The sequence below is a fragment of the Streptomyces yamdrokensis genome (assembly GCF_053890455.1).
This window is the reverse complement of sequence record NZ_CM132679.1, coordinates 5,943,070-5,969,147: the sequence shown is the minus strand read 5'-3', so window position 1 is coordinate 5,969,147 and position 26,078 is coordinate 5,943,070. Positions and strand designations below refer to the sequence as shown.

22 protein-coding genes and 2 pseudogenes are annotated in these 26,078 nt (G+C 71.6%); 15 read left to right on the top strand and 9 right to left on the bottom strand.

All coding sequences use genetic code 11. The annotated features are described in order from the left end of the window. Genes ACWZEH_RS26545 through ACWZEH_RS26495 form a run of 11 tightly spaced genes read left to right on the top strand, consistent with a single transcriptional unit; the run spans nt 1 to nt 11,650 of the window. On the top strand, nt 1-1,272 hold the full coding sequence (locus tag ACWZEH_RS26545; protein ID WP_456193598.1) for a glycosyltransferase: 1,272 nt from the start codon (nt 1-3) through the stop codon (nt 1,270-1,272). After that, on the top strand, nt 1,269-2,504 hold the full coding sequence (locus tag ACWZEH_RS26540) for a class I SAM-dependent methyltransferase (protein ID WP_456193597.1): 1,236 nt from the start codon (nt 1,269-1,271) through the stop codon (nt 2,502-2,504). The genes ACWZEH_RS26545 and ACWZEH_RS26540 overlap by 4 nt, the downstream gene beginning before the upstream one ends. Continuing rightward, entirely contained in the window at nt 2,501-3,301 is an 801-nt protein-coding gene (locus ACWZEH_RS26535) for a sugar phosphate nucleotidyltransferase (protein WP_456193596.1), read from the top strand. Before ACWZEH_RS26540 ends, ACWZEH_RS26535 begins: the two co-directional genes overlap by 4 nt. Then, nucleotides 3,298-3,945 carry a PIG-L deacetylase family protein gene (locus ACWZEH_RS26530; RefSeq protein WP_456193595.1) on the top strand — a complete coding sequence of 216 codons (648 nt, stop codon included), beginning with the start codon at nt 3,298-3,300 and terminating at the stop codon, nt 3,943-3,945. Before ACWZEH_RS26535 ends, ACWZEH_RS26530 begins: the two co-directional genes overlap by 4 nt. A gap of 3 nt (nt 3,946-3,948) precedes the next feature. Beyond that, nucleotides 3,949-4,974, top strand: coding sequence for an NAD-dependent epimerase/dehydratase family protein (locus ACWZEH_RS26525; RefSeq protein WP_456193594.1), 1,026 nt, complete (start codon nt 3,949-3,951; stop codon nt 4,972-4,974). Next, entirely contained in the window at nt 4,962-6,284 is a 1,323-nt protein-coding gene (locus ACWZEH_RS26520) for a DUF4910 domain-containing protein (RefSeq protein ID WP_456193593.1), read from the top strand. Before ACWZEH_RS26525 ends, ACWZEH_RS26520 begins: the two co-directional genes overlap by 13 nt. Nucleotides 6,285-6,289: 5 nt before the next feature. Then, nucleotides 6,290-7,579 (top strand): MATE family efflux transporter, encoded by a 1,290-nt coding sequence (locus ACWZEH_RS26515; protein WP_456199838.1) that lies wholly within the window; start codon nt 6,290-6,292, stop codon nt 7,577-7,579. Continuing rightward, the gene (locus ACWZEH_RS26510) at nt 7,576-8,523 is read left to right on the top strand and encodes a glycosyltransferase family 2 protein (protein ID WP_456193592.1); all 948 of its coding nucleotides are present in this window, start codon (nt 7,576-7,578) and stop codon (nt 8,521-8,523) included. The genes ACWZEH_RS26515 and ACWZEH_RS26510 overlap by 4 nt, the downstream gene beginning before the upstream one ends. Beyond that, nucleotides 8,520-9,734 carry a polysaccharide pyruvyl transferase family protein gene (locus ACWZEH_RS26505; RefSeq protein ID WP_456193591.1) on the top strand — a complete coding sequence of 405 codons (1,215 nt, stop codon included), beginning with the start codon at nt 8,520-8,522 and terminating at the stop codon, nt 9,732-9,734. Before ACWZEH_RS26510 ends, ACWZEH_RS26505 begins: the two co-directional genes overlap by 4 nt. After that, nucleotides 9,731-10,282, top strand: coding sequence for a dTDP-4-dehydrorhamnose 3,5-epimerase (gene rfbC / locus ACWZEH_RS26500; protein WP_456193590.1), 552 nt, complete (start codon nt 9,731-9,733; stop codon nt 10,280-10,282). The genes ACWZEH_RS26505 and rfbC overlap by 4 nt, the downstream gene beginning before the upstream one ends. 3 nt (nt 10,283-10,285) lie before the next feature. Continuing rightward, nucleotides 10,286-11,650 (top strand): glutamate-1-semialdehyde 2,1-aminomutase, encoded by a 1,365-nt coding sequence (locus ACWZEH_RS26495; protein WP_456193589.1) that lies wholly within the window; start codon nt 10,286-10,288, stop codon nt 11,648-11,650. A gap of 14 nt (nt 11,651-11,664) precedes the next feature. On the opposite strand, the gene ACWZEH_RS26490 is transcribed toward ACWZEH_RS26495, so the two are convergent. Beyond that, complete coding sequence (locus tag ACWZEH_RS26490; RefSeq protein ID WP_456199837.1) at nt 11,665-12,369, bottom strand: phosphatase PAP2 family protein; 705 nt, start codon at nt 12,367-12,369, stop codon at nt 11,665-11,667. 361 nt (nt 12,370-12,730) lie between these two features. Between ACWZEH_RS26490 and ACWZEH_RS26485 the strand changes: the two genes are divergently transcribed. Together ACWZEH_RS26485 and ACWZEH_RS26480 are read left to right on the top strand one after the other, a co-directional pair. Further along, nucleotides 12,731-13,021, top strand: a complete 291-nt coding sequence (locus ACWZEH_RS26485) for a Scr1 family TA system antitoxin-like transcriptional regulator (RefSeq protein ID WP_456193588.1) — start codon at nt 12,731-12,733, stop codon at nt 13,019-13,021. Further along, entirely contained in the window at nt 13,018-13,206 is a 189-nt protein-coding gene (locus ACWZEH_RS26480; protein ID WP_456193587.1) for a DUF397 domain-containing protein, read from the top strand. The genes ACWZEH_RS26485 and ACWZEH_RS26480 overlap by 4 nt, the downstream gene beginning before the upstream one ends. Before the next feature lie 290 nt (nt 13,207-13,496). Here the strand turns inward: ACWZEH_RS26480 and ACWZEH_RS26475 are convergent, their stop codons facing one another. The 3 genes from ACWZEH_RS26475 to ACWZEH_RS26465 form a co-directional block, all read right to left on the bottom strand. Continuing rightward, complete coding sequence (locus tag ACWZEH_RS26475; protein ID WP_456199835.1) at nt 13,497-14,921, bottom strand: non-reducing end alpha-L-arabinofuranosidase family hydrolase; 1,425 nt, start codon at nt 14,919-14,921, stop codon at nt 13,497-13,499. Between the two features lie 2,240 nt (nt 14,922-17,161). Next, complete coding sequence (locus ACWZEH_RS26470; RefSeq protein ID WP_456193586.1) at nt 17,162-18,007, bottom strand: triphosphoribosyl-dephospho-CoA synthase; 846 nt, start codon at nt 18,005-18,007, stop codon at nt 17,162-17,164. 8 nt (nt 18,008-18,015) lie between these two features. Then, complete coding sequence (locus ACWZEH_RS26465) at nt 18,016-18,936, bottom strand: intradiol ring-cleavage dioxygenase (protein WP_456193585.1); 921 nt, start codon at nt 18,934-18,936, stop codon at nt 18,016-18,018. Between the two features lie 534 nt (nt 18,937-19,470). On the opposite strand from ACWZEH_RS26465, the pseudogene ACWZEH_RS26460 reads away from it, so the two are divergent. Further along, nucleotides 19,471-19,896, top strand: a pseudogene (locus ACWZEH_RS26460) (DDE-type integrase/transposase/recombinase); the annotation flags it as partial. Between the two features lie 193 nt (nt 19,897-20,089). Here the strand turns inward: ACWZEH_RS26460 and ACWZEH_RS26455 are convergent. Together ACWZEH_RS26455 and ACWZEH_RS26450 are read right to left on the bottom strand one after the other, a co-directional pair. Continuing rightward, a complete protein-coding gene (locus ACWZEH_RS26455) occupies nt 20,090-21,394 on the bottom strand; it encodes a YncE family protein (RefSeq protein WP_456193584.1) in 1,305 nt (434 codons plus the stop codon). A gap of 515 nt (nt 21,395-21,909) precedes the next feature. Then, nucleotides 21,910-22,144: pseudogene (locus ACWZEH_RS26450) on the bottom strand (ATP-binding protein); the annotation flags it as partial. A 30-nt stretch (nt 22,145-22,174) separates the two neighbouring features. Between ACWZEH_RS26450 and ACWZEH_RS26445 the strand changes: the two are divergent. Next, nucleotides 22,175-22,399, top strand: a complete 225-nt coding sequence (locus tag ACWZEH_RS26445) for a hypothetical protein (protein ID WP_456200034.1) — start codon at nt 22,175-22,177, stop codon at nt 22,397-22,399. Here the strand turns inward: ACWZEH_RS26445 and ACWZEH_RS26440 are convergent. The 3 genes from ACWZEH_RS26440 to ACWZEH_RS26430 form a co-directional block, all read right to left on the bottom strand. Continuing rightward, nucleotides 22,377-23,825 carry an amidase family protein gene (locus ACWZEH_RS26440; RefSeq protein ID WP_456193583.1) on the bottom strand — a complete coding sequence of 483 codons (1,449 nt, stop codon included), beginning with the start codon at nt 23,823-23,825 and terminating at the stop codon, nt 22,377-22,379. The two genes, ACWZEH_RS26445 and ACWZEH_RS26440, sit on opposite strands and share 23 nt — an antisense overlap. Beyond that, nucleotides 23,822-24,340: a DUF6545 domain-containing protein gene (locus ACWZEH_RS26435; protein WP_456193582.1), complete on the bottom strand. Its 519-nt coding sequence runs from the start codon at nt 24,338-24,340 to the stop codon at nt 23,822-23,824. Before ACWZEH_RS26435 ends, ACWZEH_RS26440 begins: the two co-directional genes overlap by 4 nt. 721 nt (nt 24,341-25,061) lie before the next feature. After that, nucleotides 25,062-25,784 (bottom strand): glycoside hydrolase family 11 protein, encoded by a 723-nt coding sequence (locus ACWZEH_RS26430; RefSeq protein WP_456193581.1) that lies wholly within the window; start codon nt 25,782-25,784, stop codon nt 25,062-25,064. Between the last annotated feature and the right edge of the window lie 294 nt (nt 25,785-26,078).

The following is a 26,078-nucleotide window of genomic DNA, read 5'->3' as shown; positions in this document are numbered from 1 at the left end:
ATGCACGTCCTCGTGGTGCACAACCGCTACGCCTCGGCGCAGCCGAGCGGGGAGAACAAGGTCGTCGACCAGGAGACGGCGCTGCTGCGCGGGGCCGGCCACCGGGTCGGGCTGTTCGAGCGGCGCAGCGACGACATCGCCGGCCGGTCCCTGCCCGGCAAGGCCGCGCTGCCGCTGCTCGTGCCGTGGAACCCCGCGGTCCGCAGGGAACTCGCCGCGCGGCTGCGCCGCGAACGGCCGGACGTGGTGCACGTCCACAACGTCTTCCCGCTCCTGTCGCCGGCGGTGCTGGCCGCCTGCGCCGACGCCGGCGTGCCCGCCGTCGCCACGCTGCACAACTACACCCAGGTCTGCCCGCCCGGCACGCTGCAGCGGGACGGCCGGCCGTGCACCGAGTGCGTCGGAGCCTCGCCGCTGCCCGCCGTCCGGCACGGCTGCTACCGCGGCTCCCGGCTGGCCACGGTGCCGCTCGCGGTCAGCCTGTCGGTCAACCGGCGGCGGTGGTGGTCCGGCGTGGAGCGGTTCTTCTGCATCTCCGCGGCGCAGCGCGACGTCCTGGTGGAGGCCGGCATGCCGGCCGGACGGCTGGCGGTGAAGCACAACTTCGTGCCCGACCCGGAGGTCCGCCGGGCGGGTGACGGTGAGCATCTGCTCTTCCTCGGCCGCCTCGCGGAGGCCAAGGGCGTGCGGCTGCTGATGGCCGCGTGGGACGAGATCGCCACCGGCGGCGGCGCGGGCGTGCCGCTCGTGATCGCCGGGTCGGGGCCGCTGGAGCGGGAGGTGGCCGCCTGGGCGGCGGGCCGGGACGACGTGCGGTACGCCGGCCTGTACGACACGGCTCAGTGCCGCCAGGCCGTCGCGCGGTCGGTCGCCGTGGTGGCTCCCTCGACGTGGCTGGAGACCTTCGGCCTGGTGGTCGTGGAGGCGATGGCGGCAGGAGTACCGGCCGTCGCCGCCGGGCACGGCGCCTTCGCCGAACTCGTCGAGGACGGGAGGACGGGGCTGCTGCACCGGCCGGGCGACGCCGCCTCGCTCGCGTCCTGCCTGCGCCGCGTCACCGCGGAGACGGCCCGCAACCGGGAGATGGGGCAGGCGGCCCGGCGCCGTTACGAGCGGGACTTCAGCCCGGCCGTCGGGCTGGAGCGCCTGCTGGAGGGGTACCGCACCGCGGTCGCGGGGCGGTCGGGCGGCGGGGACGGCCCGCCGCCGGGGGACGGAAGCACTGGCTCGCGGCGGGGTCACCCGCGCGGGCGGGATGGGGGCAGTAGATGACACGATGCCGACTCTGCGGCTCGGGGGCGCTCGCGAGCGTCGTCGACCTGGGGGCGACTCCGCCGTGCGAGAGCTTTCTCGCCGCGGACCAACTGGACCGGCCGGAACCGGCGTACCCGCTGCATCTGCGGGTGTGCACGGACTGCTGGCTCGCGCAGATCCCTCCGCTGATCACTCCGGAGGAGACGTTCACGCAGTACGCGTACTTCTCCTCCTACTCGACCTCCTGGGTGGAGCACGCGCGCACGTTCGTCGCCGACGCGGCGGCCCGGCTGGGTCTCGGCGCGGACTCCTTCGTGGTCGAGGTCGCGAGCAACGACGGGTACCTGCTGAAGCACGTGGTGGACCGCCAGATCCGCTGCCTCGGCATCGAGCCGTCGGTGAACGTCGGCGCCACCGCGCGGGACGCGGGTGTGCCCACGCTCACGGCGTTCCTCGACCAGGCCACCGGCTCCGGCGTCCGCACCGAGCACGGCCCGGCGGACCTGGTCGTGGCCAACAACGTGTACGCGCACATACCCGACGTGGTCGGCTTCACCCGGGGGCTGCGCGCCCTGGTCGCCGACGACGGCTGGGTCTCCATCGAGGTGCAGCACCTGCTGACCCTGATCGAGGAGAACCAGTACGACACGATCTACCACGAGCACTTCCAGTACTACACGGTCGCGTCCGCGACCCGGGCGCTGGCGAGCGGCGGACTCACGCTGGTGGACGTGGAGTCGCTGCCGACGCACGGCGGTTCCGTCCGGCTGTGGGCGCGGCCGGACGGGGCGGCCGGGGAGCCGTCCCGGCGGGTGGCCGACATCCTGGACCGGGAGAAGGCCGCCGGGCTGCAGGAGCTCTCCGGGTACGCCGAGTTCGCCGCCCGGGTGGCCAAGGTGCGCCGGGACCTGCTGCGGTTCCTCATCGAGGCGGCCGAACGCGGCGAGACGGTCGCCGGCTACGGCGCGCCGGGCAAGGGCAACACCCTGCTCAACCACTGCGGCATCCGGCCCGACCTGCTGCCGTACACGGTCGACCGCAACCCCTACAAGCACGGCAGGTTCACCCCCGGCACCCGCATCCCGATCCTGCCGCCGGAGCGGATCGCCGCCGACCGGCCGGACTACGTCCTCGTGCTCCCGTGGAACCTGCGGGCCGAGCTGACCGAGCAGCTGTCCTTCGTGCACGAGTGGGGCGGACGGCTGGTCTTCCCCATACCGGAACTGAGCATTGTCGAGGTCGAGCGATGAAGGTCGTACTGTTCTGCGGCGGTTACGGGCTGCGGATGCGCAGCGGAACCTCCGACGACGTGCCCAAGCCGATGGCGATGGTCGGGCCGCGCCCGCTGATCTGGCACGTCATGCGCTACTACGCGTACTACGGGCACACGGAGTTCATCCTGTGCCTCGGCTACGGGGCGCACCACATCAAGGACTTCTTCCTCAACTACGAGGAGACGACGTCCAACGACTTCGTCCTGCGGGGCGGGCGGACCGAGTTGCTGTCCACCGACATCGCCGACTGGACGATCACGTTCGCGCAGACCGGCATCGAGTCGCCGATCGGGGAGCGGCTGCGCCGGGTGCGGCACCACCTGGACGGCGACGAGATGTTCCTCGCCAACTACGCCGACGTGCTCACCGACGCCCCGCTGCCGGAGATGATCGACCGGTTCGCGCGGCGCGACGCCGGCGCGTCGATGATGGTGGTGCCGCCGCAGTCCTCGTTCCACTGCGTGAACCTGGGCGAGGACGGCCTGGTGGGGGGCATCACCCCGGTGAGTGAACTGCCGCTGTGGGAGAACGGCGGCTACTTCGTCCTGCGCCGGGAGATCCTCGACCACATCCCCGAGGGCGGTGACCTGGTCGCCGACGGATGTGCGCAGCTGGCCAAGCAGGGGCGGCTGGTGGCCTACCGGCACCGCGGTTTCTGGAAGCCGACCGACACCGTGAAGGAGCGGGCCGCGCTCGACGAGGCCTACGCCCGGGGCGACCGCCCGTGGGCGGTGTGGGAACGGGACGGTGCGGGCGCCGGGGCGAGGGCGTGATCCGGCTCGGCGCCGGGCGCCTGGACCGGCTCGCCGCGGTGGGCGCGCACTGCGACGACATCGCCATCGGCGCCGGCGGCACGCTGCTGACGCTGTGCCTCGCCCGGCCCGGGATCCGCGTCGACGCGCTGGTGCTCTCCGGCGGCGGCGGCGAGCGGGAGCAGGAGGAGCGGGCCGCGCTCGCCGCCTTCTGCCCCGGTGCCGACCTGCGGCTGACCGTGCTCAAGCTGCCGGACGGCCGGATGCCGGCGCACTGGGAGGAGGCCAAGGCCGCGGTCGAGGAACTGCGCGCACGGACCGAACCGGATCTCGTGCTGGCCCCGCGCACCGAGGACGCGCACCAGGACCACCGCGGGCTGGCGCGGTTGATGACCACCGCGTTCCGGGACCACCTCGTGCTCGGCTACGAGATCGTCAAGTGGGACGGCGACCTCGGCCGGATGGCGGCGTACCAGCCGCTGTCGCCGAAGACCGCCGAGCGGAAGGTGCGGCTGCTGCAGGAGCACTACCCCTCGCAGCGGCACCGGCCCTGGTACGACCGGGAGGCCTTCCTGGGGCTGGCCCGGATCCGCGGCATCGAATGCCACGCCCGCTACGCCGAGGCGTTCGCCGTCACCAAACTCACTCTCGACCTGGGGGAATGAACCGTGCGTGTACTGCTGACCGGACACCAGGGCTACCTGGGCACCGTGATGGCCCCGGTCCTCACGGCCGCGGGCCACGAGGTCGTCGGTCTGGACGCCGGCCTGTTCGCCGACTGCGTCCTCGGCCCGGCGCCCACCGATCCGCCGGGGACACGGGTGGACCTGCGGGACATCACGGCCGAGCACGTGGCCGGGGTGGACGCCGTGATCCACCTGGCCGCGCTGTCCAACGACCCGCTGGGCTCGCTGGCACCGGAACTCACCTACGACATCAACCACCACGCGTCCGTGCGGCTCGCCGAACTGGCCCGCGACGCGGGGGTCCGGCGCTTCCTGTACGCGTCGACCTGCTCGGTCTACGGGGCCGCCGGCGGCGGCGACCTGGTGGGCGAGGACGCCCCGCTGCGCCCGGTGACACCGTACGCGGAGTCCAAGGTGCGGGTGGAGGACGACCTGCACGCGCTGGCCGACGGCGACTTCAGCCCGGTGTACATGCGCAACGCCACCGCGTTCGGGTACTCCCCCCGGCTGCGCGCCGACATCGTGCTGAACAACCTGGTGGGCCACGCGCTCCTGTCCGGGGAGGTGCTCGTGCTCTCCGACGGCACCCCCTGGCGCCCGCTGGTGCACGCCGCCGACATCGCACGGGCCTTCGCCGCCGCGCTGGTCGCGCCGCGGGAAGCGGTGCACGACCGGGCGTTCAACATCGGCAGCGAGGCCAACAACGTCACGGTCGCCGAGATCGCCGGGCAGGTCGCCGAGGCGGTGTCCGGCTCCAAGGTGGTGATCACCGGGGAGACCGGCGCCGATCCACGGTCGTACCGGGTGGACTTCTCCCGGTTCCGCGCCGCGGTGCCCGGCTTCGACTGCGAGTGGACGGTGAAGCGGGGCGCGCTCGAACTCGCCGACGCCTACCGGGAACACGGGCTGACCCGGGAGGACTTCGAGCGGCGCTTCACCCGCCTCGCCGTGCTGCGCGCGGCGTCCGACGCCGGCACCGTCGACGACACCCTGCGGTGGCGCCGATGACCGAGGCCGGCGAGGAGATGCACGCGCTGGTGGAGCGGTTGTACCCGCTGTGCCGGAGCATCACCGGCGACGGGGTGCGCGCCACCCTGGAGATCGTCGGCGAGTACGTTCCGCTCGAGGTGCACGAGGTGCCGACCGGGACGCAGGTGCTCGACTGGACGGTGCCGCAGGAGTGGAACATCCGGGACGCCTACATCGCCGACACCGCCGGCAACCGGGTCGTCGACTTCGCCGCGTCCAGCCTGCACGTGCTCGGCTACAGCGTGCCGGTGTCGGCGACCATGCCGCTGTCCGAGCTGCGCCCGCACCTGCACACCCTGCCGGACCACCCGTCCTGGGTGCCGTACCGCACCAGCTACTACGAGCCGACGTGGGGGTTCTGCCTGGCGCAGGAGACGCTGGACGCGCTGCCGGACGGCGAGTACGAGGTGCGGATCGACTCCACGCTCGCGGACGGCCACCTCACCTACGCCGAGCACGTGATCCCCGGACAGGTCCCCGACGAGGTGATCGTCTCCTGCCACGTCTGCCACCCGTCGCTGGCCAACGACAACCTGGCCGGCATCGCGGTGGCGGTCTTCCTGGCCCGGGCGCTGGCGGAGCAGAGTCCCTACTACACCTACCGGTTCGTCTTCGCCCCCGGCACCATCGGCGCGATCACCTGGCTGGCCCGCAACGCGGAGCGGGTGAATGGGGTATCCCCTGCTCGAGCGGAGCCGAGAGCTGGGGGAAGGGTCAGGCACGGGCTGGTGCTGGCCTGCGCCGGCGACCCGGGCGACCTGACGTACAAGCAGAGCAGGCGCGGCGACGCCGAGATCGACCGGGTGATGCGGCACGTGCTTCTCGCCTCCGACCGCCCGCACCAGGTCACCGAGTTCACTCCGTACGGCTACGACGAGCGGCAGTTCTGCTCGCCCGGGTTCGACCTCGGCGTGGGCTCGCTCAGCCGGACCCCGTACGCCGGCTACCCCGAGTACCACACCTCGGCGGACAACCCGGACTTCGTCTCCCCACAGGCGATGGCGGACACGCTCGCCGTCTGCCGCGAGGCGTTCGCCGTCCTTGACCGCAACCGGCGGTACGTCAACCTCAGCCCCTACGGCGAGCCGCAGCTGGGCCGGCGCGGGCTGTACGACTCGCTCGGGGGCCGCAGTGACGCGAAGCAGGCCCAGATGGCCATGCTCTGGGTGCTCAGCCTCTCCGACGGCGAGCACAGTCTGCTGGACGTCGCCGAGCGGTCCGGGCTGCCGTTCGACACCGTCGCGGTCGCGGCCGACGCCCTGCACGGTGCCGGGCTGCTCAAGGCATGACGCCGATGACCACCGAGGGGGAGAAGACCAGGCCGAGGGCGACGACCGCCAGGCGGGCCGTCGTCGGGCGGCTGTCCTGGGGACTGGCCGACCAGGCGGCCTCCAGCATGACCAACTTCGCGGTGGGCATCTACGTGGCCCGCTCGCTCGGGCTGACCGCGTTCGGCGTGTTCAGCCTCGCCTGGGTGACCTACGGCGTGGTGCTCAACGTCTCCCGCGGAGTGGCCACCGACCCGCTCATGGTGCGCTTCAGCGGCGTGTCGGACGCGTCCTGGCGCGGGGCGGCGGCCCGGTCGTCGGGTACCGCGCTCGGTGTCGGTGCCGCCCTCGGCGCGGCGTCCGTGGTGGCCGGTCTCGCTCTCGGCGGCCGTGTGGGGACCGCGTTCGCCTGCCTCGGCGTCGTACTGCCGGGGCTGCTGCTGCAGGACGCGTGGCGGTTCGCGTTCTTCGCCGCCGGCACCGGACGGAAGGCGTTCGTCAACGACGTCGTGTGGGGCGTCGCGCTCGCCCTGGCCATGGTGGCGGCGGCCCGCGTGGGCAGCGTGTCCGCCTTCGTGCTCGCCTGGGGCGGGTCCGCCGCGGTGGCCGCGGTGTACGGCTGCCTCCAGTCCGGCATCCGGCCCCGGCCGGCCAAAGCGCGCGAGTGGGTCCGCGAGCACCGCGACCTCGGCTACCGGTACCTGGTCGAGAACGTCGGCAACAGCGGCGCGAGCCAGCTGCGGGCGTACGGGCTCGGCGCGATCGTCGGGGTCGGCGCGGTGGGTGTGATCCGGGGGGCCGAGCTGCTGCTCGGCCCGTTCCTCGCGCTGCTGATGGGGCTTTCGCTGGTCACCGTCGCGGAGGCGGCGCGGGTGCTGCGGCGGGCCCCGCAGCAGCTCGGCAGGTTCTGCCTCCTGCTCGGCGGCGGGCAGGCCGTCGCCGCACTGCTCTGGGGCGGGGCCCTGCTGCTGGTGCCCGACCGGCTCGGCGAACTCGTGCTCGGCGGCGTCTGGAGTTCTGCCGCGGAGCTCATCGTGCCGGTCACGCTCGGCGTCGCGGGCGCGGGACTCGGCACCGGCGCGGCGGCCGGGCTGCGCGCGCTCGGCGCGGCCCGGCTCAGCCTGCGCAGCCAGCTGTTCGCCTCCGCCTGTTACGTCGTCGGCGGGCTCGGCGGGGCGGTCCTCGCCGGCACGGCCGGCTCCGCCTGGGGCGTCGCCGCCGCGACCGTCGGCGGCTCGGCCGTGTGGTGGCTGCACCTGCGGTCCGCCCTGCGCGAGCACCACCGAAACCCCATCCCCGAAGTGAGGACCTCATGACAGCCCAACCCAGGCTGAGCATCGGCCTGCCCGTCCACAACGGCGAGGAGTACCTCACCGAGGCGTTCGACGCGCTGCTCGGCCAGACCTACGAGGACTTCGAACTGGTCGTCTCCGACAACGCCTCGACGGACGGGACCCAGGACATCTGCCGCCGGTACGCGGCGAAGGACTCGCGCATCCGGTACATCCGGCTGCCCCGGAACATCGGCGCCGCGCCGAACCACAATCACGTGTTCACCGAGTGCCGGGGCGAGCTGTTCAAGTGGGCCTCGCACGACGACCTGTACGCCCGGGACCTGCTGCGGGCCTGCGTCGAGGCGCTGGACGAGCGGCCGGACGTGATCCTCGCGCACAGCGGCCAGGCGGTCATCGACAGCGAAGGCAAGGTGAAGGTCCCCTACGAGTACGGGCTCGCCACCGACTCGCCGCACGCGCCGGAACGCTTCCGCAGTCTGCTGTTCGAGCCCGGGGGCGACGACTTCTACGGCGTGATGCGGGCCGACGTGCTGCGCCGGGTGAAGCCGCACGACAGCTACCACCACGCGGACCGCACGTTCGTCGCCGAGATCACCCTGCACGGGCCCTTCCACCAGGTGCCGGAGCTGTTGTACTTCCGCCGCGACCACCCCACCCGGGCCGAGCGGGCGAACCCCTCCAAGCGGTCCCGGTGCGTCAACCTGGACCCGCGCCGCGCGGGCCCGCTGCACCCGACGCCCCGGCTGCTCGCCGAGTACGTGTGGGGCTTCGTCTCGGCGATCCGGCGGGCGCCGCTGTCCCCGGCCGACCGGCGCGCGTGCTACCGCCACCTGGCCGCGTGGATGACCTCCCGGGTCCGGCCGGGCTCCGGTGAGCGGGTGGAGGACCGCGCCCCGGTCGCCCCGGACCGGCTCACCGTCTCCGTCGACGCCCTCGTCGCCGGGCGGGAAGGGCGGCAGGCGTGAGGGCGGTGCGCGTCGGGCTGTTCGGCCTGCTCGGCTCCGGCAACCTCGGCAACGACGGGTCGCTGGAGGCCGTGCTCGGGTACCTGCGCGCCGCGCACCCGGAGGCGGTCGTGGACGCGCTGTGCGGCGGACCCGAGGTCGTGACGGCCCGGTACGGGATCCCCGCGACGCGGCTGCACTGGTACCGCGGGGAGTACCGGACCGCGTCGCGGGCGGGCGCGATCGCGGGGAAGGGGCTGGGCAAACTCGTCGACGCCGTCCGCACCGCCGCCTGGGTGCGCCGGCACGACGTGGTGATCGTGCCGGGCATGGGCGTCCTGGAGGCCACGCTGCCGCTGCGGCCGTGGGGTTTCCCGTACTCGCTGTTCCTGCTCTGCGCGAGCGGCAGGCTGCTCGGCACCAAGGTGGCGCTGGTCGGTGTCGGCGCCGCCCCGATCGCCAGCCGGCCGACCCGGGCCCTGGTGCGCCGGTCGGCGCGGCTTGCCGCCCACCGTTCGTACCGGGACACCCTGTCCCGTGACGCGATGCGGGCGATGGGCGTGGACACCACGCGCGACGAGGTCCATCCGGACCTCGCGTTCGCCCTGCCGGCACCACCGGCCGACGGGGGCCGGCAGCCGGGCCTGGTCTGCGTCGGCGTCATGGACTTCCACGGCGGCGACGACGACCGCGACCGGGCCGAGCAGATCCACCGGCGCTACCTCGACGGGACGACCCGGTTCGTGCGCACGCTGGCCGAGGAGGGCAGGCCGGTCCGGCTGCTCACCGGCGACGCGTGCGACGCGCCGGTGGTCGAGGCGATCCTCGGCGCGGTGGACTCACCGCTGGTCAGCGCCGCCGAGGCCACCTCGCTGGCGGACCTGATGAAGGAGACGGCGGCTGCCGACACCGTGGTGGCGACCCGGTACCACAACCTGGTCTGCGCGCTGAGGACCGGCACACCGACGCTGGCGCTCAGCTACGCCGCGAAGAGCGACGCGCTGATGGCCCGCATGGGCCTGGACGCGTACTGCCACCCGGCCCGCGAGATCGACGCCGACCGGCTGCTCGAACAGTTCCGGTCGCTGGAGAGACGGTCGGCGGAACTGCGGCGGACCCTGGCCGAGCAGAACCGGGCCGCCACCGAGCAACTCGACCGCCATCTCACCACGTTGACGGCGACCCTCTTCCCGGCGACCGACCACTCCCACGCCACGCAGGAGAGTTCATGAAAGCGACGGAAGTCCCGACGATCGCCGGCGCCCACCTGTTCGAGCCGACGCCGTACGCCGACGAACGCGGCTTCTTCTGCCGCACCTTCGACGCCGACGTGGTCCGCTCGGTGGGCCTCGACCCGGACGCCTTCGTCCAGGACAGCCTGTCCCGCTCGGTCCGGGGCGTCCTGCGCGGCCTGCACCTGCGCTCCGGCGCCGGCGAGGCGAAACTGGTGCGGTGCTCCTACGGGAGGATCTTCGACGTCGTCGTGGACCTGCGGCCGGACTCCCCCACCTACCTGGGCCGGGCCACCTTCGAGCTGTCCGGCGAGACGCAGGCGACCCTGTACGTACCGGCGGGGTGCGCGCACGGTTTCCAGGCGCTGACGGACACCGCCGACACCTCCTACCGGATCGACCGCCCGCACGATCCGGCCGAGGACGTGACGATCGCCTTCGACGACCCGGACCTCGCCATCGACTGGCCGCTGCCGGTCACCTCGATGTCCCGGCGGGACCGGGAGGCGCCGGGCCTCGCCGAGGTCCTGAAGCAGAGGGAGAGCTGAGGCGTGACCACCGAGGAATTCCGTCTGCCCCGCTCGCGGGAGGCGAACGAGCGGCTGCACGCCCTGATCCCCGGGGGCGCGCACACCTACGCCAAGGGTGACGACCAGTACCCCGAGGACCTGGCCCCGGTCATCAGCCACGGCCGCGGCGCCCACGTGTGGGACGTCGACGGCAACCGCTACGTCGAGTACGGCTCCGGTCTGCGGTCGGTCAGCCTCGGCCACGCCCACCCGCGCGTGCTCGAAGCGGTGCGACGCGAACTGGACCGCGGCGGCAACTTCGTCCGGCCCTCGCTCGTGGAGGCCGAGGCGGCGGAACGTTTCCTGGCCACCGTGCCGACCGCCGAGATGGTGAAGTTCGCGAAGAACGGTTCCGACGCCACCACCGCCGCGGTGCGCCTGGCCCGCGCCGCCACCGGCCGCCCGCGGGTGGCCGTCTGCGGCGACCATCCGTTCTTCTCCGTCGACGACTGGTTCATCGGCACCACGCCGATGTCCGCCGGTGTTCCGGCGGCGACGAACGAGCTCACCGTGGCGTTCCCCTACGGGGACCTGGCCGCCACGGAGAAGCTGCTCACCCGGTACCGGGACGAGGTCGCCTGCCTGATCCTCGAACCCGCCACCCACACCGGGCCTTCCCCAGGCTCTCAACTTCGTTCGAGCAGGGGAGACCCCACTCCCGGCTACCTCGCCGGCCTGCGCGCACTGGCCGACCGGCACGGCTGCGTCCTGGTCTTCGACGAGATGATCACCGGCTTCCGCTGGTCCGAGGCCGGCGCCCAGGGCCTGTACGGCGTCGTCCCCGACCTCTCCACGTTCGGCAAGGCGCTGGGCAACGGATTCGCCGTCTCCGCACTGGCCGGACGCCGCGAGCTGATGGAGCGGGGCGGGCTGCGCCACTCCGGCGACCGGGTGTTCCTGCTGTCCACCACGCACGGCGCGGAGACACACTCCCTGGCCGCCGCGATGGCCGTGCAGACCACCTACGTCGAGGAGGGCGTCACGGCTCGGCTGCACGCCCTCGGCGAGCGGCTGGCCGCCGGGGTCCGCGACGCCGCGGCATCCATGGGCGTCGGCGACCACGTCGTCGTCCGGGGCCGGGCCAGCAACCTGGTCTTCGCCACCCTCGACGAGAAGCGGCAGCCGTCGCAGGAGTACCGCACGCTGTTCCTGCGCCAACTCCTCGCGGGCGGGGTGCTGGCCCCGTCGTTCGTGGTGAGCAGCGCGCTGAGCGACGCCGACATCGATCACACCGTCGACGTGGTGGCCCAGGCGTGTGCGGTGTACCGGAAGGCGCTGGACGCCGGTGACCCGACCCCCTGGCTGGGCGGGCGCCCGGTGAAGCCGGTGTTCCGCCGCCTGGCGTGACGATGGACGTGACGTCAGCGAGGCTCCCGCCGACCGACGTCGGTCGTCCGGCCGGTCGTCCGGTCGACCGGACGGTCGGCGATCCGGTCGGCGATCCGGTCGACCAGCCACGCGGTCGCCGGTACCACCGCCAGCGCGGTGCACCAGCCGCCTAGGACGTCGGTCGGGTAGTGCGCGCCCAGGGCGACCTGCGCCCAGCCCATGGCGGCGCCGGCGACCAGCGCGGCGGCGAGCACGAGTGACGTGCCGGCCGTCCTGCCGAGGCCGGGCCGGCCGGCCGCGAGCAGCGCCACCACGAGGGCGAGCGCGGTGAGGAAGGCGGTGTGCCCGCTCGGGTAGGACAGGTGCCCGTCGTGGATGGTGCGTCCCACCAGGGGCTTGAGCAGCTTCGTCGTCCCCACGGCCAGGCCTGCGCCGGCCACGACGAGCACCGCCGCGCGGGGCCACCGAGCCAGCAGGCAGCCCGTCACGGTGACCCCGACCAGCGTCGCCGCTCCCACCGGCTCCCCCAGGAAGTCCGTGGCCAGAGCGACGTTCCGCAGCGACGGCCCCACACCCTTCACCACCGCCCAGATCCACGCGTCCACCGTGCCGGGCTCGCTGTCGTCGGCGTACAGGGCCCCGAGCACGCCGACCACCAGCGCGCCGAGGGCCGCCATCACCCCGAGCCACCCGCGCGGCGACGGGGGCAGCACCGCGGGCACCGGGCGACCGGTCATACGCCCGCCGCGGGTGAGCCGGGTCAGGTCTTCTTCCCACATCGGTCCATCATCGCCGCCGCGCCCGGCGGATGCCCCGCCCTGCGGACAACTCCCCCGCGACGGCCGCGTCAGCCGGGCAGAGCCGGTTCGGCGACGATTCCTGTCGGTTCACCCGAGGCGACCCGCGTACGCAGTGTCAGCGTACGCACACATTCCGTAGACGGTACGTGTCGCTACGCGTGCCGATGGACCCCGGTCAGAAGCGGTACGGCGTGGCAGGCGCGCGGGAGGTGGCCGACGCAACGGGAGCGCTGCGGAGGGCCGCGCCGCACCTGTCGCGGCAGGCGGGGCCGGCGAGCTGGTTTTGGCAGTGGGCGCGGTGGGAGACACAGGCGGTGACCCTCTGGAGCGGTCGTCGCAGTTCAACGTCGAGTTGCAGATCATGCCGCGCCATCAGCCGGACCACCCCGGGTTCGACGGGCCGTTGATGCTCCTGGAGTCCCCGGGCAGCAAGTGGTTCGGCTACGCGGAGGGACAGCGTGGCGGGATGCTGGTCGCGGACCCGAAGGAGGTCAGCATCATGCTCCAGCGGTATACGAAACTGCGTTCACAGGCTCTCACCTCCGAGGACTCCAGGAGCCTGCTGAAGCGACCGCGAGGAGCGCCATGAGCGGCATCGACGAACGGACTTGGTTCAAGAGCAGCTACAGCGGTTCCGACGGCGACGCCTGCGTCGAGGTGGCGCGGGGCACGCAGGCGATCCACGTCCGGGACTCCAAGGACCGGCGGAGCCCCGAACTCGCCCTCTCCCCCACCGCGTGGAACGACTTCGTCGGCTACGCCGCCCAGGGCTGACCTTCACGCCCCGCCCCGCCCCGCCCCGTACCGGATCCGTCCGGCGCGGGGCGCTGTCGTCCGCCTTCTCCAACCCGGCGAGCAAGGACACACTGATCGGGCAGGGCCCTCCACGTCCGCCTGTTGCACCCACCGGAAACAGGTCGCACCCGAGGAACCCCAGCCGCCGCACGGCTGGGGTTCCTCCAGGCGGTGAATGTCGGTCAGCAGGTGGAATCGCCCACGCCGTGAACCGCTCGCCCACACGCCTGCAGACCGCACCACATCACGGTCGGCGTGAATCGGGAAGGTCAGCGCCGCAGGGTGAGGACGCCCGGCCGCCACGGCAGTCGGTTGTAGTCGCCGCCCGCGTTGGGGTCCTTGCCCTGGTAGAGGAACTGCAGGTTGCAGGGGTCGATGGTCATGGTCTGGTCGGGGTTGTTGCGGACCAGGTCACCGTGGCTGATGTCGTTGGTCCAGGTGGCACCGCTGTTGGCCTTGCCCGCGAAGGGGTTGCTCTCACTGGCGGCCTGCGGGGTCCACGAGCCGTTCAGGCTGGAGGCCGTGAAGGAGCGGAAGTAGCGCCCGTTCGCGCCCATCGCCTCGACGATCATGAGGTACTGGTTCCGGCCCTGGACCTTGTAGACCTGTACGCCCTCGAACAGGTTGGCCTTCGTGTCGCTCATGATCGTCGTGTACGACGAGCCGAAGTTGCCCGGGAAGTTCCCGATCGGCATGCTCGCCCGGTAGATCCTGCCGTTGTCACCGGCGAAGAACAGGTACATGTTCTGGCCGTCGGCGATCAGGGTCTGGTCGATCGGGCCGGTGTCGGAGCCGGAGATGCTCCCGGTGAACAGCGGCTGCGGGGAGGACCAGCCGTTGGGGTTGGTGGGGTCGCTCGACGTGCGGTAGATGAAGGGCCACGCACCCCACTGGTACGCCAGCACCCAGATGTTCTTGGGCGCGAAGTAGAACAGCGTGGGCGCCACCGCGGCCTGGCTCATCCCGCTCTGGCCGGCCGACGCCATGTCCGACCAGTTCGTGAAGGGACTGAACATCATCGAGCCGTACGACGATCCCGAAAAGTTCGTCGCGTAGACCAGGTGCCTGCCGTTGTGCGTCACGGTGGTGAAGTCCTTCACCGCGGCCCACCCGTTCGCCGGCTGCGCCAGCACACCCGTCGACGACCACCGGTACGTCGACGGAAGAGAACACGTGCCGTCCGTCGGCGGCGTCCCGGGCAGGCCGGTCCACTTCTGGTTGCTGCCGCCGTTGCACGTCCACAGCTGCACCGCCGTGCCGTTGGCCGTACCGGCGCCCGTGGCCTCCAGGCACAGCCCGGACTGCACGCCGACGACCGTGCCGTCGGAGTTCACCCGCCACTGCTGGTTCGCACCGCCGGAACAGGCCCAGATCTGCACCCGGGTACCGGCCGTGGTGGCGTGGCCCGGAACATCCAGGCACTTGTTGCCGTACACGGTCAGCTGGTTGCCGTCCGTCAACGTCCACTGCTGGTTGGCCCCGTCCCAGCAGTCGTGGATCTGCAGGTACGTGCCGTCGGTCTGGCTGGCGCCCGGTACATCGAGACACCGGTTCGAGCCGACACCCCGCAAGGCGCCACTGGCAGCCGCCTGAGCCGGGGTGGCGACGAGCATCGCCGCCAGGGCGGCCAGGACCGCGACCGCGGCGGCGAACACCGCGGACGGATGCCTGCGGCTGAAACTTCCTCTGCGCATGGGGACTTCCCCAACCTTGAGTAAGCGGTTCCGGTTGGCCTCGTCAGAGGCCGTCCGGACTGTCGGTGTAGTGCGGTGTGCGGCGGCCCGTGAGCACCACGGCAGACCGCTTGTGACTTCCCGGTCCTTCGCGGCCTTCCGAAAGACCGGTGGCGCCCGGCGCCTTCGGGCCGCACGGGCGGCGCTCGGAGCAAGGGCTCGGACGGCGTCGGGCGAGCCCGTCGCGGTCCCGGGCGTCATCAGGACCGTCGCGGCCGGCGGGCCGAGGACCGGGGCTCGGCGACGTCCGAAGTGTTGGAGCGGGTTCATGCTTCTCCTCGTACGGCCGGGTGCGGTGGGAGGGGGGTGGCCGGGATCGGCCCGGTTCAGGGTGCGGACAGCTCGAACCGCGTGGCGCGGACCGAGCCGCCGAGCCCCCGGGTGGCGTGCGTGGTCGAAGGGGGCGAACCGGTATCCCGTGAAGAACCGCCAGTAGTCGCCCATGGAGAAGCCGGGTCCGAGTCGGGTGAACGTGACGCCGTCGGTGCTGCAGGAGAAAGTCCCCGGACGTGCCGCGCCGGGGCGGATGTCCGCGCTCGCGCGCTGCCGGACGCGGCTGCCCGGGACGGCCGCGCTCGCGAGCCCGTAGCCGGTGCCGGTGGTGTTCCGGTTGCTGTCCATGGTCAGCCCGCCGACCGTCACCACCCGTGTGGCGCCGCCCTCGCGCTCGACACCGATCCACGCGGAGGAGTCACGCGGCAGCGCGGGTCCGGCCCGGTCGCCGTCCCGCATCGCGGAGCGGTCGGGCCGGACCGTCGCGGTGCGCAGGGTCAGACCGTTGCCGGCCGACCACTTGGTGTTGTCCGGGTTGTGGTTCCACTCCCGTCTCGGGGCGAGGGTCGTGCCGTCGAAGGTGTCGACGCCGGTCATGGAGGTGGCCTGGCGGGGCGGCGGTGGCGCGGGCCCGCCCCCGGACGGGAGCGGCTGCGGCGCGGGAGGCTCCCGTCGGCGCCAGGACCGCGCCGGTGGCGAGGCCGGTGGCGGCCGCCGGCGCGCGACGACGGGAGAAGGATTGACGTGGCCATGACATACACATGTGCGGCACGCTCCTTGCGGCTCGGCGTTTCGGGTGGGCGTGACCCGGAGATGTCCTGCTGTGCGAGTGGAGCGACTCTGACGCGTTCGTGGTATCGAACAAAGGCCGAAGTGTCGAGCAATCTGAATGATAGGGAACCGATGAACGACGTCAATACCCCTCGCACGAGTCGCAAGCGACATCGAAACATTCGCAGGAATCCCTACACGAAACGGCGCAGGCCAAACCATCGAACGGCTGGACCGGACACCATCCGGCGCCGGACCGAGGTGACTTCGCGGACGGCATCGACACGGCCGGCCGCGTCTCCGGCATCCGTGACACTCCGATTTTCCGAACGGTGTCCGAAGTTTCGAGCCCTCTTCAGGTCATCCGGGCTGCTCCGCCTCCTCGCGAGCGCCCCGCTGACGGTCGCCTCGTCCGTGACCGCCTCCTCCCACTCCACCGCCACGGCCGCGCCGGGTAGCCCGGCGCTCGGCCCGCCGCCGGGGTGGAACAACCGGAACAGTTCATTCACGGCTCGCTGTCCGGCGCGGGGATGCCAAGAGCGTCCTCACCGTCTACACCGCCGAACCCGGTTCTCCCTCCGAAGAGGGCCTGCGCCTGCTCGCCTCGTGGGCCGCGACGCAGGAGACCTTCACTGGCCGCCCCCTGGACAGGCGACCTCACCCCCGCACCGTATCGGCGGTCCCGGAGGGACACGAAGCCCGGTTCAGGGGGCAAGGGGGGCGGAGGAGCGAGGAAGGCGGCACCGGCACCCGCCTGTTCCAGGTATTGCCCGAGGCGCCGGAGACAGGTGTCGAAGTCCTCGTCGGTCTTCCAGCTCTGTTGACGTGCTCCCTGGCCTGAAGTCCAGGGATTCCGGCCTGGGTCGGGTAAACGGTGCCGGAGGGCGTGAGCGCCAGGTTCAGCTGCAGGATCTCGGTCATGGCGTCGTCGCCGTCGCTCCGGGCCAGGATCCAGTTCTGCAGGTCGGTCCGCGGCTGGTCGCCGGATGCCTGGCCGGCCCGGGCGAGTGCCTCCATCAGCCCCGGAGCGGTTCACCCTGCGCCAAGGGGGAACCCCACTCGCCAGTCCGCTCAAGCCACACCGGCACCCCCTGGCGCTTGCCGACCGAACCCCTGGGCCACGGTCGTGGCGGGGGGGGGGCCGATACCCGACGGCCTCAGCCACGTGCGAAATGCCCGATGGCCTTGGGGCGCGATGCGAGAGAGTCCACGAACAGCGCCCCGGTCAGCAGCGCCGCGCTGCCGCGGGGGCTCAGGCCGAGTCGGGTCAGCTCGGTGTCCCAGGTGTCGAGCGCCGCGCGGCCGGCGGGCGTGGACGTGCCTCCCTCGTCCAGCACCCGGCGGGCACCGGCCTGTACCTCGCGCAGCCCCGAGGGGCCCGTGGTGTACAGCACCTCCGTGTCTTGCAGGGTGGTCATGATCGTCAGCAGGGCGTCGAGCCGCGCCTGAGGCTCCGCGGCCTCGCTCGCCCGCGCCGCGGTCAGCGCGGTGAGCGCCCGTCGCACGTGGGGGAACCCGGCCCGCGCCTCACCACGTGCGCCCGCCGCACCGTACGCCGCCGACACCGATGCGCCGTGTGACTGTCTCCGGGGCACGAACCGGTCGCGATGCGCGGCGATTTGTTGGGCGACGGCCGTCACCTCGGCCCCGCGTGCGTCCGGTCCGACGGCCGCACCGGCAACCAGCAGCCCGAGCACCCACATGGCACCCCGGTGCCCGCCGCCGGCCTGCTCGACACGATGCTCGGTCAAGCGCCCGATCGCCCCGAGTTCCGTACGGAGTTCGGGCGTCGCCGCCCCGATGCGGCGGGCGACAGCTGCCATGGCCGTGAGGCCGGGCGCGAGCGTCTTGGCGGACCAGCACAGCGCACGGTGGTCCCGGCCGGTGCTGTGCGCACGGCAGTCGCGTGGATCGGGCAGTCCGGGCTTGGGGGCAAGCTCCAGTTGCCGGATCAGTGCGGCCACTGCGGCCTGCGCCAACGCCTCGTCCTCACGGCTCTGCATGACGTGGCTCAGGAGGACGCGGACGGCGACGGCATGCCGCTCGGCGGGGTGCCGGTGGGTGCGCCGCTCGGCGGCGTGCCACCGCCTCCGCTGCCCGCGCCGGTGTTCTCCACATCGGGATCGATGCCGAGCGCAATGGTGCCCTTGTAGCCCTTCGCAGGGTCGCTCTTGTGCACCGCTTTGAGCGTCAGCAGGCCGCCGGCGGCGCCGCTTTGGTCGTACACCATGTCGTCGGCCAGGCGGGTGTAGGAGCCGGTGTGCTGGGAGTACGGATCCAGCGTGAAGATCTCCTCGGCGATGGCGTCATCGAAGAACAGCTGGCCGGTGTAGTTGACCTTTCCGCCCTCATAGGTCCCGTCCTGCTTCTGCCCGCCCGTGTGTACCTTCACATGAATGTGGCAGGTGCGCGGGGTGTACCAACCGGGGAAGACAGTCTCGAACTTGACGACTCCGTTGGCATTGGCGATCTGGTAACCCCGCAGATACGTCCTGTCGTTGGCGGTGGACCCGTCCTCGCTCTCGGCGGGGGCGGCGCCGCCGGGGTTGGCGGTGGTGTAACCGGAGTAGTAGCCCCAGGCGTCGCAGTGCCAGATCTCCACGGCCGCGCCGGCGACCGGATCGCAGGAGTCGGTGGTGTCCTGGACGGTGATGCGCAGCGTCAGCGGCACACCGTCCTTGCCCTCGGTGATGTCCTTGCGCACCAGGGCGCCGTCCAGGTAGTACGGCCCCTCCGTGACACTGGACATCAATACGCACTGCCCGCCCGAGGCGGAACTCGTCGCAGTGGAGCTCCTCGTGGCGGGCGCTTCCTCGTCGGCGAACGCCGCCTGGTAGCCGGCGACGGCGAGCCCGCCCGCGGCGACCGCGCCACCGGTCACCGCGAGCGCGCGACGCCGGGTCATCGAGGTGTCCTCGTGTTTACCAGTCATGGAAGGAAGCTAAGAGCCGTATCCGTCAGGGCTCTGTGCACGCACTGTGTACTGGATAAGAGGGGGACCCAACCGTGGTTCGTCCCGGACTCCACTCAGGCAGGGACGGGCGCGGCCGAAGCGGGTGCGGTCGACGGCCGGGCCCACCACCGGGTCGATGACCGCGTCCGCAGCGTGGAGGCCGGGCTTGGCGGGTGACCTCGTCCGCGGACATCCGGGCCATCCCCGGGCCAACGACCCCGACGGGCTCCACATGGCCACTATTCGCGCAGGTCAGCGACGTGTTGTCGCTGTACCACCAGCAGACGAAGAACCTGCTGAGTGCTCCGGAGGCGTAGATGACCGACATCACTCAGCGCCACGAACCGGCAACGTCCCACAGCACTCAGGGAGTCCGACCGGGCCACCTCGCCACCGCTAGGCGGCCCGGTCAGGCAGCCGGCTGTACGCGGCGGTGGCCGCGGATCTCGGTATCACCGCGGAATCGCTGCGGACGCGGGGCCGCAAGGGCGAAGCCCATGTCCTGCTTGCCCCGCCACGGTGATCGACGTCTACTGAAGGAAGGTCGTGGGCTGGTCGGTCACGGACCACACGCGCATCTCCCTGGTCACCGATGCGATCGAGACGGCCGTGGCCCGCCCGCGGCGACCGGGTTCCCAGCTTCGTATTCCACACCGACAGGGACGCAGTACAACGCGGCAGCCATCGCCGACGCCTGCCGCCGGCACAGCATGCGCCGCTGCACGGGCCCGCTCGGCTCGAGCTACGACAACGCCCTCGCCGAGTCGTTCTTCCTGGGCCTCAAGTGCTCACGGACGCCCCTGGCCCTGGGAGGCACAGACCCGGCTCGAGTTGTTCCGCCGGCTTTGGTACTGCAACCGACGCCGTCGCCACTCCGCGCTCGGCTCACACCAGCCGCGTTTCGAACAACAACTGATCACGACACGTACGCTGTCACTCCTCCGCACGAAACCCGGTGCCCACCCCCGGGAGCAACCTCAGCCCGCGGCGTGCTTCGCAGTCCGGGCTGGGAGTGAGGGGAGAAAGCGCACCCGCTCATACCGTTCATACCGTCGGATCCGGTGCGGCGGGGGTGAGACCGGATCCGACGGGTGCGGGCTGGAGCGGCGTGGGACTTGGGCTCCGAAGCGTCTCAGCCTGCGGTGGGGCCGGTCCAGTCCGTGGGGACGTGGCCGAGGCGGACCCGCTGGGGGTGGTCGCCGACGGGGATCGAGGTGACCTTCCTGCCGGTGGCGAAGTCGATCGCCGTCACCTGGTCGGTGCCGCTCTCGGACACCACGCAGTGCTTGCCGTCTCCGCTGACGGTGGCCCAGTACGGCTTGGAGGCGGTGACGAGCGGGCCCTCCTGAAGCGTCTCGCGGTTCACGACGGTGACGTAGTCGTCCATGGTCCCGGCGATGCAGAGCTTGTCGCCCCGGGGGCTCATGGACATGCCGTGGTGGCGGGAGTCGTTGACGTAGGTGGTGCGGTCGTCGCTGGTGTCCGGGTTCTTCGGCAGCGTCTTCACCCGGGTGATCTCGTCATGGTGCACGTCGTACTCGACGAAGCCGTTGAAGAAGGAGAGCTGGAAGTACATCTTCGACTCGTCGGGCGTGAAGGCTACGGGGCGCAGCGCGTCGGACAGGTCCTTGCGACCGAAGGCGTCGAGCCGCTCGCGCATGTCGATGATCTTCTTGACCTCGAAGGTCTTCGCGTCGGCGATGGTGATGCGGCGGTCGCCCTTGGTGAAGTCCTGCCAGGGCGCGTCCATGTCGGTGTTGACCTCGCCGATGGCCATGTTCCAGAGGTACTTGCCACCGTCGGTGTACACGTTCTCGTGCGGCTTGTCGCCCGTCTTGAAGCTGCCCGCCTCCTTGCCCGTCGCCATGTCCAGGACGTGCACGGTGTTGGAGGTGGAGGAGGAGACGGCGACCTGGGTGCCGTCGGGGGAGACCGCCATGTGGTCGGAGCGGAAACCGGACACCGGGAAGCGCCAGTTGATCTTTCCGCTCCCCACGTCGATGGAGACCACGTCGGCGAAACTCGGCCGGGAGGCGACGACGGACTTGCCGTCCTTCGTGGTGTACATGTCGTCGACGTACTGGTCGTGACCCTCGCCCGGGCCGAGCCGGATGCCGAGGAAGAAGGCGAGCTTGACGGGGTTGAGGTAGATCTCCCACAGGCGCTCCTTCTTGTCGGGGATCATGTTGATCCGGCCGATTTTGGCGTAGTCGCCACGGGAGTTGATGACGTCGGCGGTGCCCTCCCAGTTGTTGCCGACGAAGAACACCTCCTTGAGCTCCTCCGAGGCTGCTTCCCGTGCCTGCTTCGGGGGCTCGCTCGCACCGGCCGGGCCGGGGACGGTGGGCAGCGCGCCTGCGGTCAGTCCCGCGGCGACGAGGACGGCCGCGCCGAAGGGGCGCCGGCGGCGAGGACGACGGGTGGGGGAAAGCGTCATGGCGAACTCCAGAGGCAGGGATGGGCGGCGCGCCGTCAGACAGGCCCGCATCTGTTACTGGGGGTAACGTAGCCAGGAGAGGGGGACTTGAACAGAGTCCAATCGAGATTCCACGACGGGTGCGATCGGGCCTTCCCGACGGTTCACCACGGCGGGCTCGCCTGAGCCGCCCTGCGCACGATGGACGACCTCCGGTTGACGGTGCGGCATCCATCTCGTCCGCCCGCGCCGCAGCCGGCTCGGTCGGCGTCCCCCGGGGCGTCGGACCCGACGACAGGGCGGACGGTCGGCTTCGCGGCCCGGCCGGCGGACCCGGTCGGCACCGGTTCTCCAGCGGGGATCCCGCATGTCGTCAGCGGGATCAGGCAGTTCCGCGCGCAGGACCTCGCGTTCCTCGTCGCCGCCGCCGTCCTGGACCGGCCGCGCCTGACAACCCGCGGCGCGCCACTGCGGTGCGTGGGCACGCCCCTCCGCGCCGTTGAGTTCCCCGTTGTCAATCGCGACAGGGGTGGTGGCTACCCGACCCCGCAGAGAGTCGCCAGGTCGACCAGGAGCAGATCTTCACGGCCGGCCGCGGACTCGATCAGGTCCGGGTAGAACCCGTGCAGGGAGAACAGGGCCAGGGGCGATGACGTCGACCTCGTGCTTGGTGCGGGCCGCGGGGTCCGCCACTTCGGTGGTACCGACCGGACCGGGAAGGCCACCGGGAAGCAGGTTGTGGGCGTATCGGCGGGTGAAGATGCGGGTGAGCTTGTTCCGCTTTGACGGACACCGCCGGAGATGCTGCGCTTCGTCGGGCACCGTCACGCCGTACACATGGCCCCTGTCCTGGACGACGGTGTAGCGGTAGACACCCCGGAGGATCTGGCGCGCGCCGAGCGCCTCTTCAACCAGTACGGCGGAGCGGTCCTCACGCGTGGCACCGCAGGGCGGTCGCCTGCCGACGATGAAGGCGCCGTCACCTACAGCGGCGACGTAGAGGTCATCCGCACCGTGGTGCGATGACGCCCTCGGCCGTCCCTCCGAGCAGGGGTGCCAGGCGCTCGGCCAGCGCGAGCAGGGTCCGGTCCGCATAGGCCGGGCCTACGAGCTGCACACCGATCGGGAGGCCCTCGGCGCTGCGCGCAAAAGGCATGACCAGGCTGGGCAGACCGACGTGGCTGGTGAGGTTGGCCCAGCCGGTCTGGTCGAAGAAGCTCCGCTCGACGCCATCGACCATGAGGGAGCGGCTCCCGGCCGGGATCGCCGCGGTGGGAGCGGCGGGGGTGATGAGGACGTCGTACCGGCCGTCGGCGAAGAACAGGTGCCACGTCTGCCGGAGCCGGAGGCGCTCCTCGTTGGCGCGGAGCCAGACGCGGTGCGTCTGCGTTCGGTGGCGGAGGACGGCGGCCCGTGGGCTCGCGTCGTCCGTGTGCAGGTCACGGGCGGCGGCGAGTTCGGCCGCGCCGGCGTCGTCGTCGGTGGTGGCCGTCGTGGTGGCGTGGAGGAGCTGCTCGAAGAGGCGGAGGGAGTCGGCGAAGCCGACCGGCCCCGCGGTGCGGTGGACACTGGCGCCGGCGGATGCCAGTGTCCGTTCGAGGGCGGCGAGAGCGTCGGCGGTGTTGCGGTCGACGGGGCAGCTCGCGTCCTCGGCCCACACCGCGACGCGGAGCTGGCCGGTCGGGCGCTGCGCCGTGGGCAGCGTGACGCTCCAGGGGTTGTTCTCGTCGGGTGACGGTGTCGTCAGTGCGGCGAGGAGCAGGTCGAGGTCGCGGGGGTGGCGGGCCAGGGGGCCGGGGGTGACCATGTCGCTGCTGGTGATCCACCCCGGCGGTCGGGGGATGTGGCCGCGGGCCGGGACGAGTCCGTGCGTGGGGCGCAGGCCGTAGACGCCGCAGTAGTGGGCGGGGAGCCGCAGCGAGCCGGCGAGGTCGCTGCCGAGGTCGGCGGACGTCAGGTGGGCGGCGACTGCTGCGGCGGGGCCGCCGGAGGAGCCGCCGGTGGTGCGCTTGGGGTCGTGCGGGTTGAGCGTGGGGCCGAACAGGGCGTTGTCGGTGTGCAGGTCCTGGCAGCACGCAGGGGTGTTGGTCTTGCCCGTGATGACGGCACCTTGGTGGCGGAGCCGGGCGACCGCGTCGGCGTCGCGTGTTGGGACGTGGTCGGCGAGGTCTTCGGCGCCGCTGGTGGTGCGCAGGCCGGCCGTCTCGAAGCTGTCCTTGATCGTGAGGGGAAGGCCGTCGAGGATGCCGGTGCTCTCGCTGCGGGCGCGGCGTTCGTCGGCCGCGTGCGCGGCGGCTCGGGCCGCGCCGTCGTCTCGGGTGACGACGGCGTTGATCTGGCTGGCGTCTATCCGGGCGAGGTGCAGGTCGAGCAGTTCGCGGCTGGAGATCTCGCCGCGGTCCAGGGCCTGGAGCTGGACGTGGGCGGGCTGGTGGGTGAGGTCGTTCGTCATGCGGAGACTCGCTCAAGGTGGAGGGCTCGTGCGGGCTGGCGGGGCAGGTGGCGCGCGATGTCGAGGAGAGCGTCGATGTAGTCCATGGGCCTGGTGGTCCGGCGTTCGGAGTCGGCGAACTCGGTGAGCTGGCCGGGCGCCGGGCGGGCGCCGGCGGCCCGGGCGCCGATTCCGGCGAGGACCTGGTCGGCCGTGACGGCTGCGGACAGCTCCTGTCCGTGAAACCCTCGGGCCCGGTGACGGGCTTCGCCGGCCTCGCGGACGGAGGCGTCGAGGTACTGGCGGATCACGAACCGGCCGTCCCGGGTCTCGACGGCTCGGCGGTGGAACCGGATCGAGATGCGACGGAAGCGGCGCCGCTGGACCGGGTCGGCCCTGTCGATCGGCGGCTCGATCTCGGGCGCCTCGCCGTAGAAGGCCAGCCACAGGGGGCGCAGGCGGTTATTGGCGCCCCCGTGTGCCGCAGCCGTCAACTCGTCGTACGTCGCCTGGATGGCTTCCCTCAGAGCGATCACCGCGAGTGCCCCCGCCGTCAAGGATCAGAAGGGCAAACGCTAGACCACGTCGGCAGGTTGTTTTTGCTCGGACGCCGAAGGCCGGGGGAGCTTTGCCCTCCGCCCATGCCCTTACCCCTTCGCGAACCGTGGCGACTTGGATCGTGCGGGTGCCGTGCCGGGCCTGACCGCGCAGGGCGTCGCAGAGGCGGCCGAACCGCCTGCCGTGGACGTCGAGCGCGGAGTACCGGGACCGACGCCGGGACGGCCCTTGGAAGGTGCCGAGAGTGCCGTCTCCGTCAGCGTCACCACTGCTGCGGCCGTGGTGCATCCAGAGTTCCCGTGGAGGTGTCCCGGGCGACGAGGTCGGTGAATCCGTCACCGTCGATGTCCTCGGACGAGGCGATCCGCATCCGGGACCGGCTGCCGGTGCCAATGAGGTACTCGGACCGGAGCGTGTTGCCGAACCATCTGGGCAGGGACCTGAACCAGTCCGGGACCGGTGGAGGCCCTATGCGTCGACTCCGGCTGCCGGTTGAGGGCTGGTGTTGAGCGTAGTGGTCGGTCTCGTGCTCGTGGGGTGGGATGTCGCCGATCGCTGTGTGGAGGTGCTGGTTGTCGAACCGGTCGACCTCCCCCAGCCTTCGGCCAGGGGCGCCCCCCACCGCGGTGGCGAGTTCGCCACGGCTGCGGGATCCGCCACGGGGACGGAGCCCGCAGCCGGTTGTTCGCCGGACAGAGGTCAGCCGCTGACCGTGATGTTCGAGCTTCCGCTGCTCCGGTAGCCCTCGGTAGCCATGATCATGTAGTACCTGAACTGGCCCATGTTCATGCCCGCGCGTGCCCAGGCGTCGAAGTGGTTGCCGGTGGTGATGGTGCCGGAGCCGCTGGTGACCTTCGACTGCCGGACGCTCCAGTACTGGTCGAAGGTGCGGGTGCCCTCGACGGAGGGGGCGTTGTACCGCGTCGTCCTGTAGATGTCGTACGTGCCTCCGTCGCTGTGGACGGTGCCCCTGTACTCGCCGGTGGGCCGGTAGTTGCCCCAGTTGTCGACGATGTAGTACTCCACCAGCGGGTTCGACGTCCAGCCGTAGAGGCAGCCGTAGCCGTTGCCCGACGGGTTGAAGTAGCCGGTGTAGCGGACCGTCCTGCGCCCGCCGGTGTTCCAGCCCTTGCCGGCGACGAAGTTGCCGCAGTTGGTCCACCGGGTGCTGTAGCTGCCGCCGCCGTTGAGCGTCATGGAGACGGAGCCGCCGCCGTCGGTCCAGAACGAGTAGTACATGCCGTCGTAGCCGGTCTGGTTGGTGGTGATGGTGGCGGCGTGGGCGGTGCCGGGCAGCAGCAGTCCGGACGCGGTGGCGAGCGCGACGGTGCCGGCGCCGCCGAGGAAGCCTCGTCGGCTCAAGCCGCTGGAGGGAGCGGGGTTCTGCTGAATCTGGTCCTGCTGCGTGCCGTCCTGTCGCATGCGTCCTCCCGATGAAGGCTGGTGGGGGCAGGCGGCTTCTGCTGCCTGCGGCCTTGCATGGAACACGGCGGGGGTCACCCGTCGTCGTGCCGCAACGACCGACCGCCATCCCCGGCCACATGACGTGAGGGGAACGACGGTCTCCTGTCGTTCGGTGGCCACAGTTTTCGTAAAGCGCAATGACCCTGTCAACACTTTCGACGGTCTTTCGGAAACATTCCCTTAACCAGAAGAAGTCATGGCAAGTGCATCTTTGCTGTTCAGGCTACTTCTCACGTGAATCACCGTGCGGGA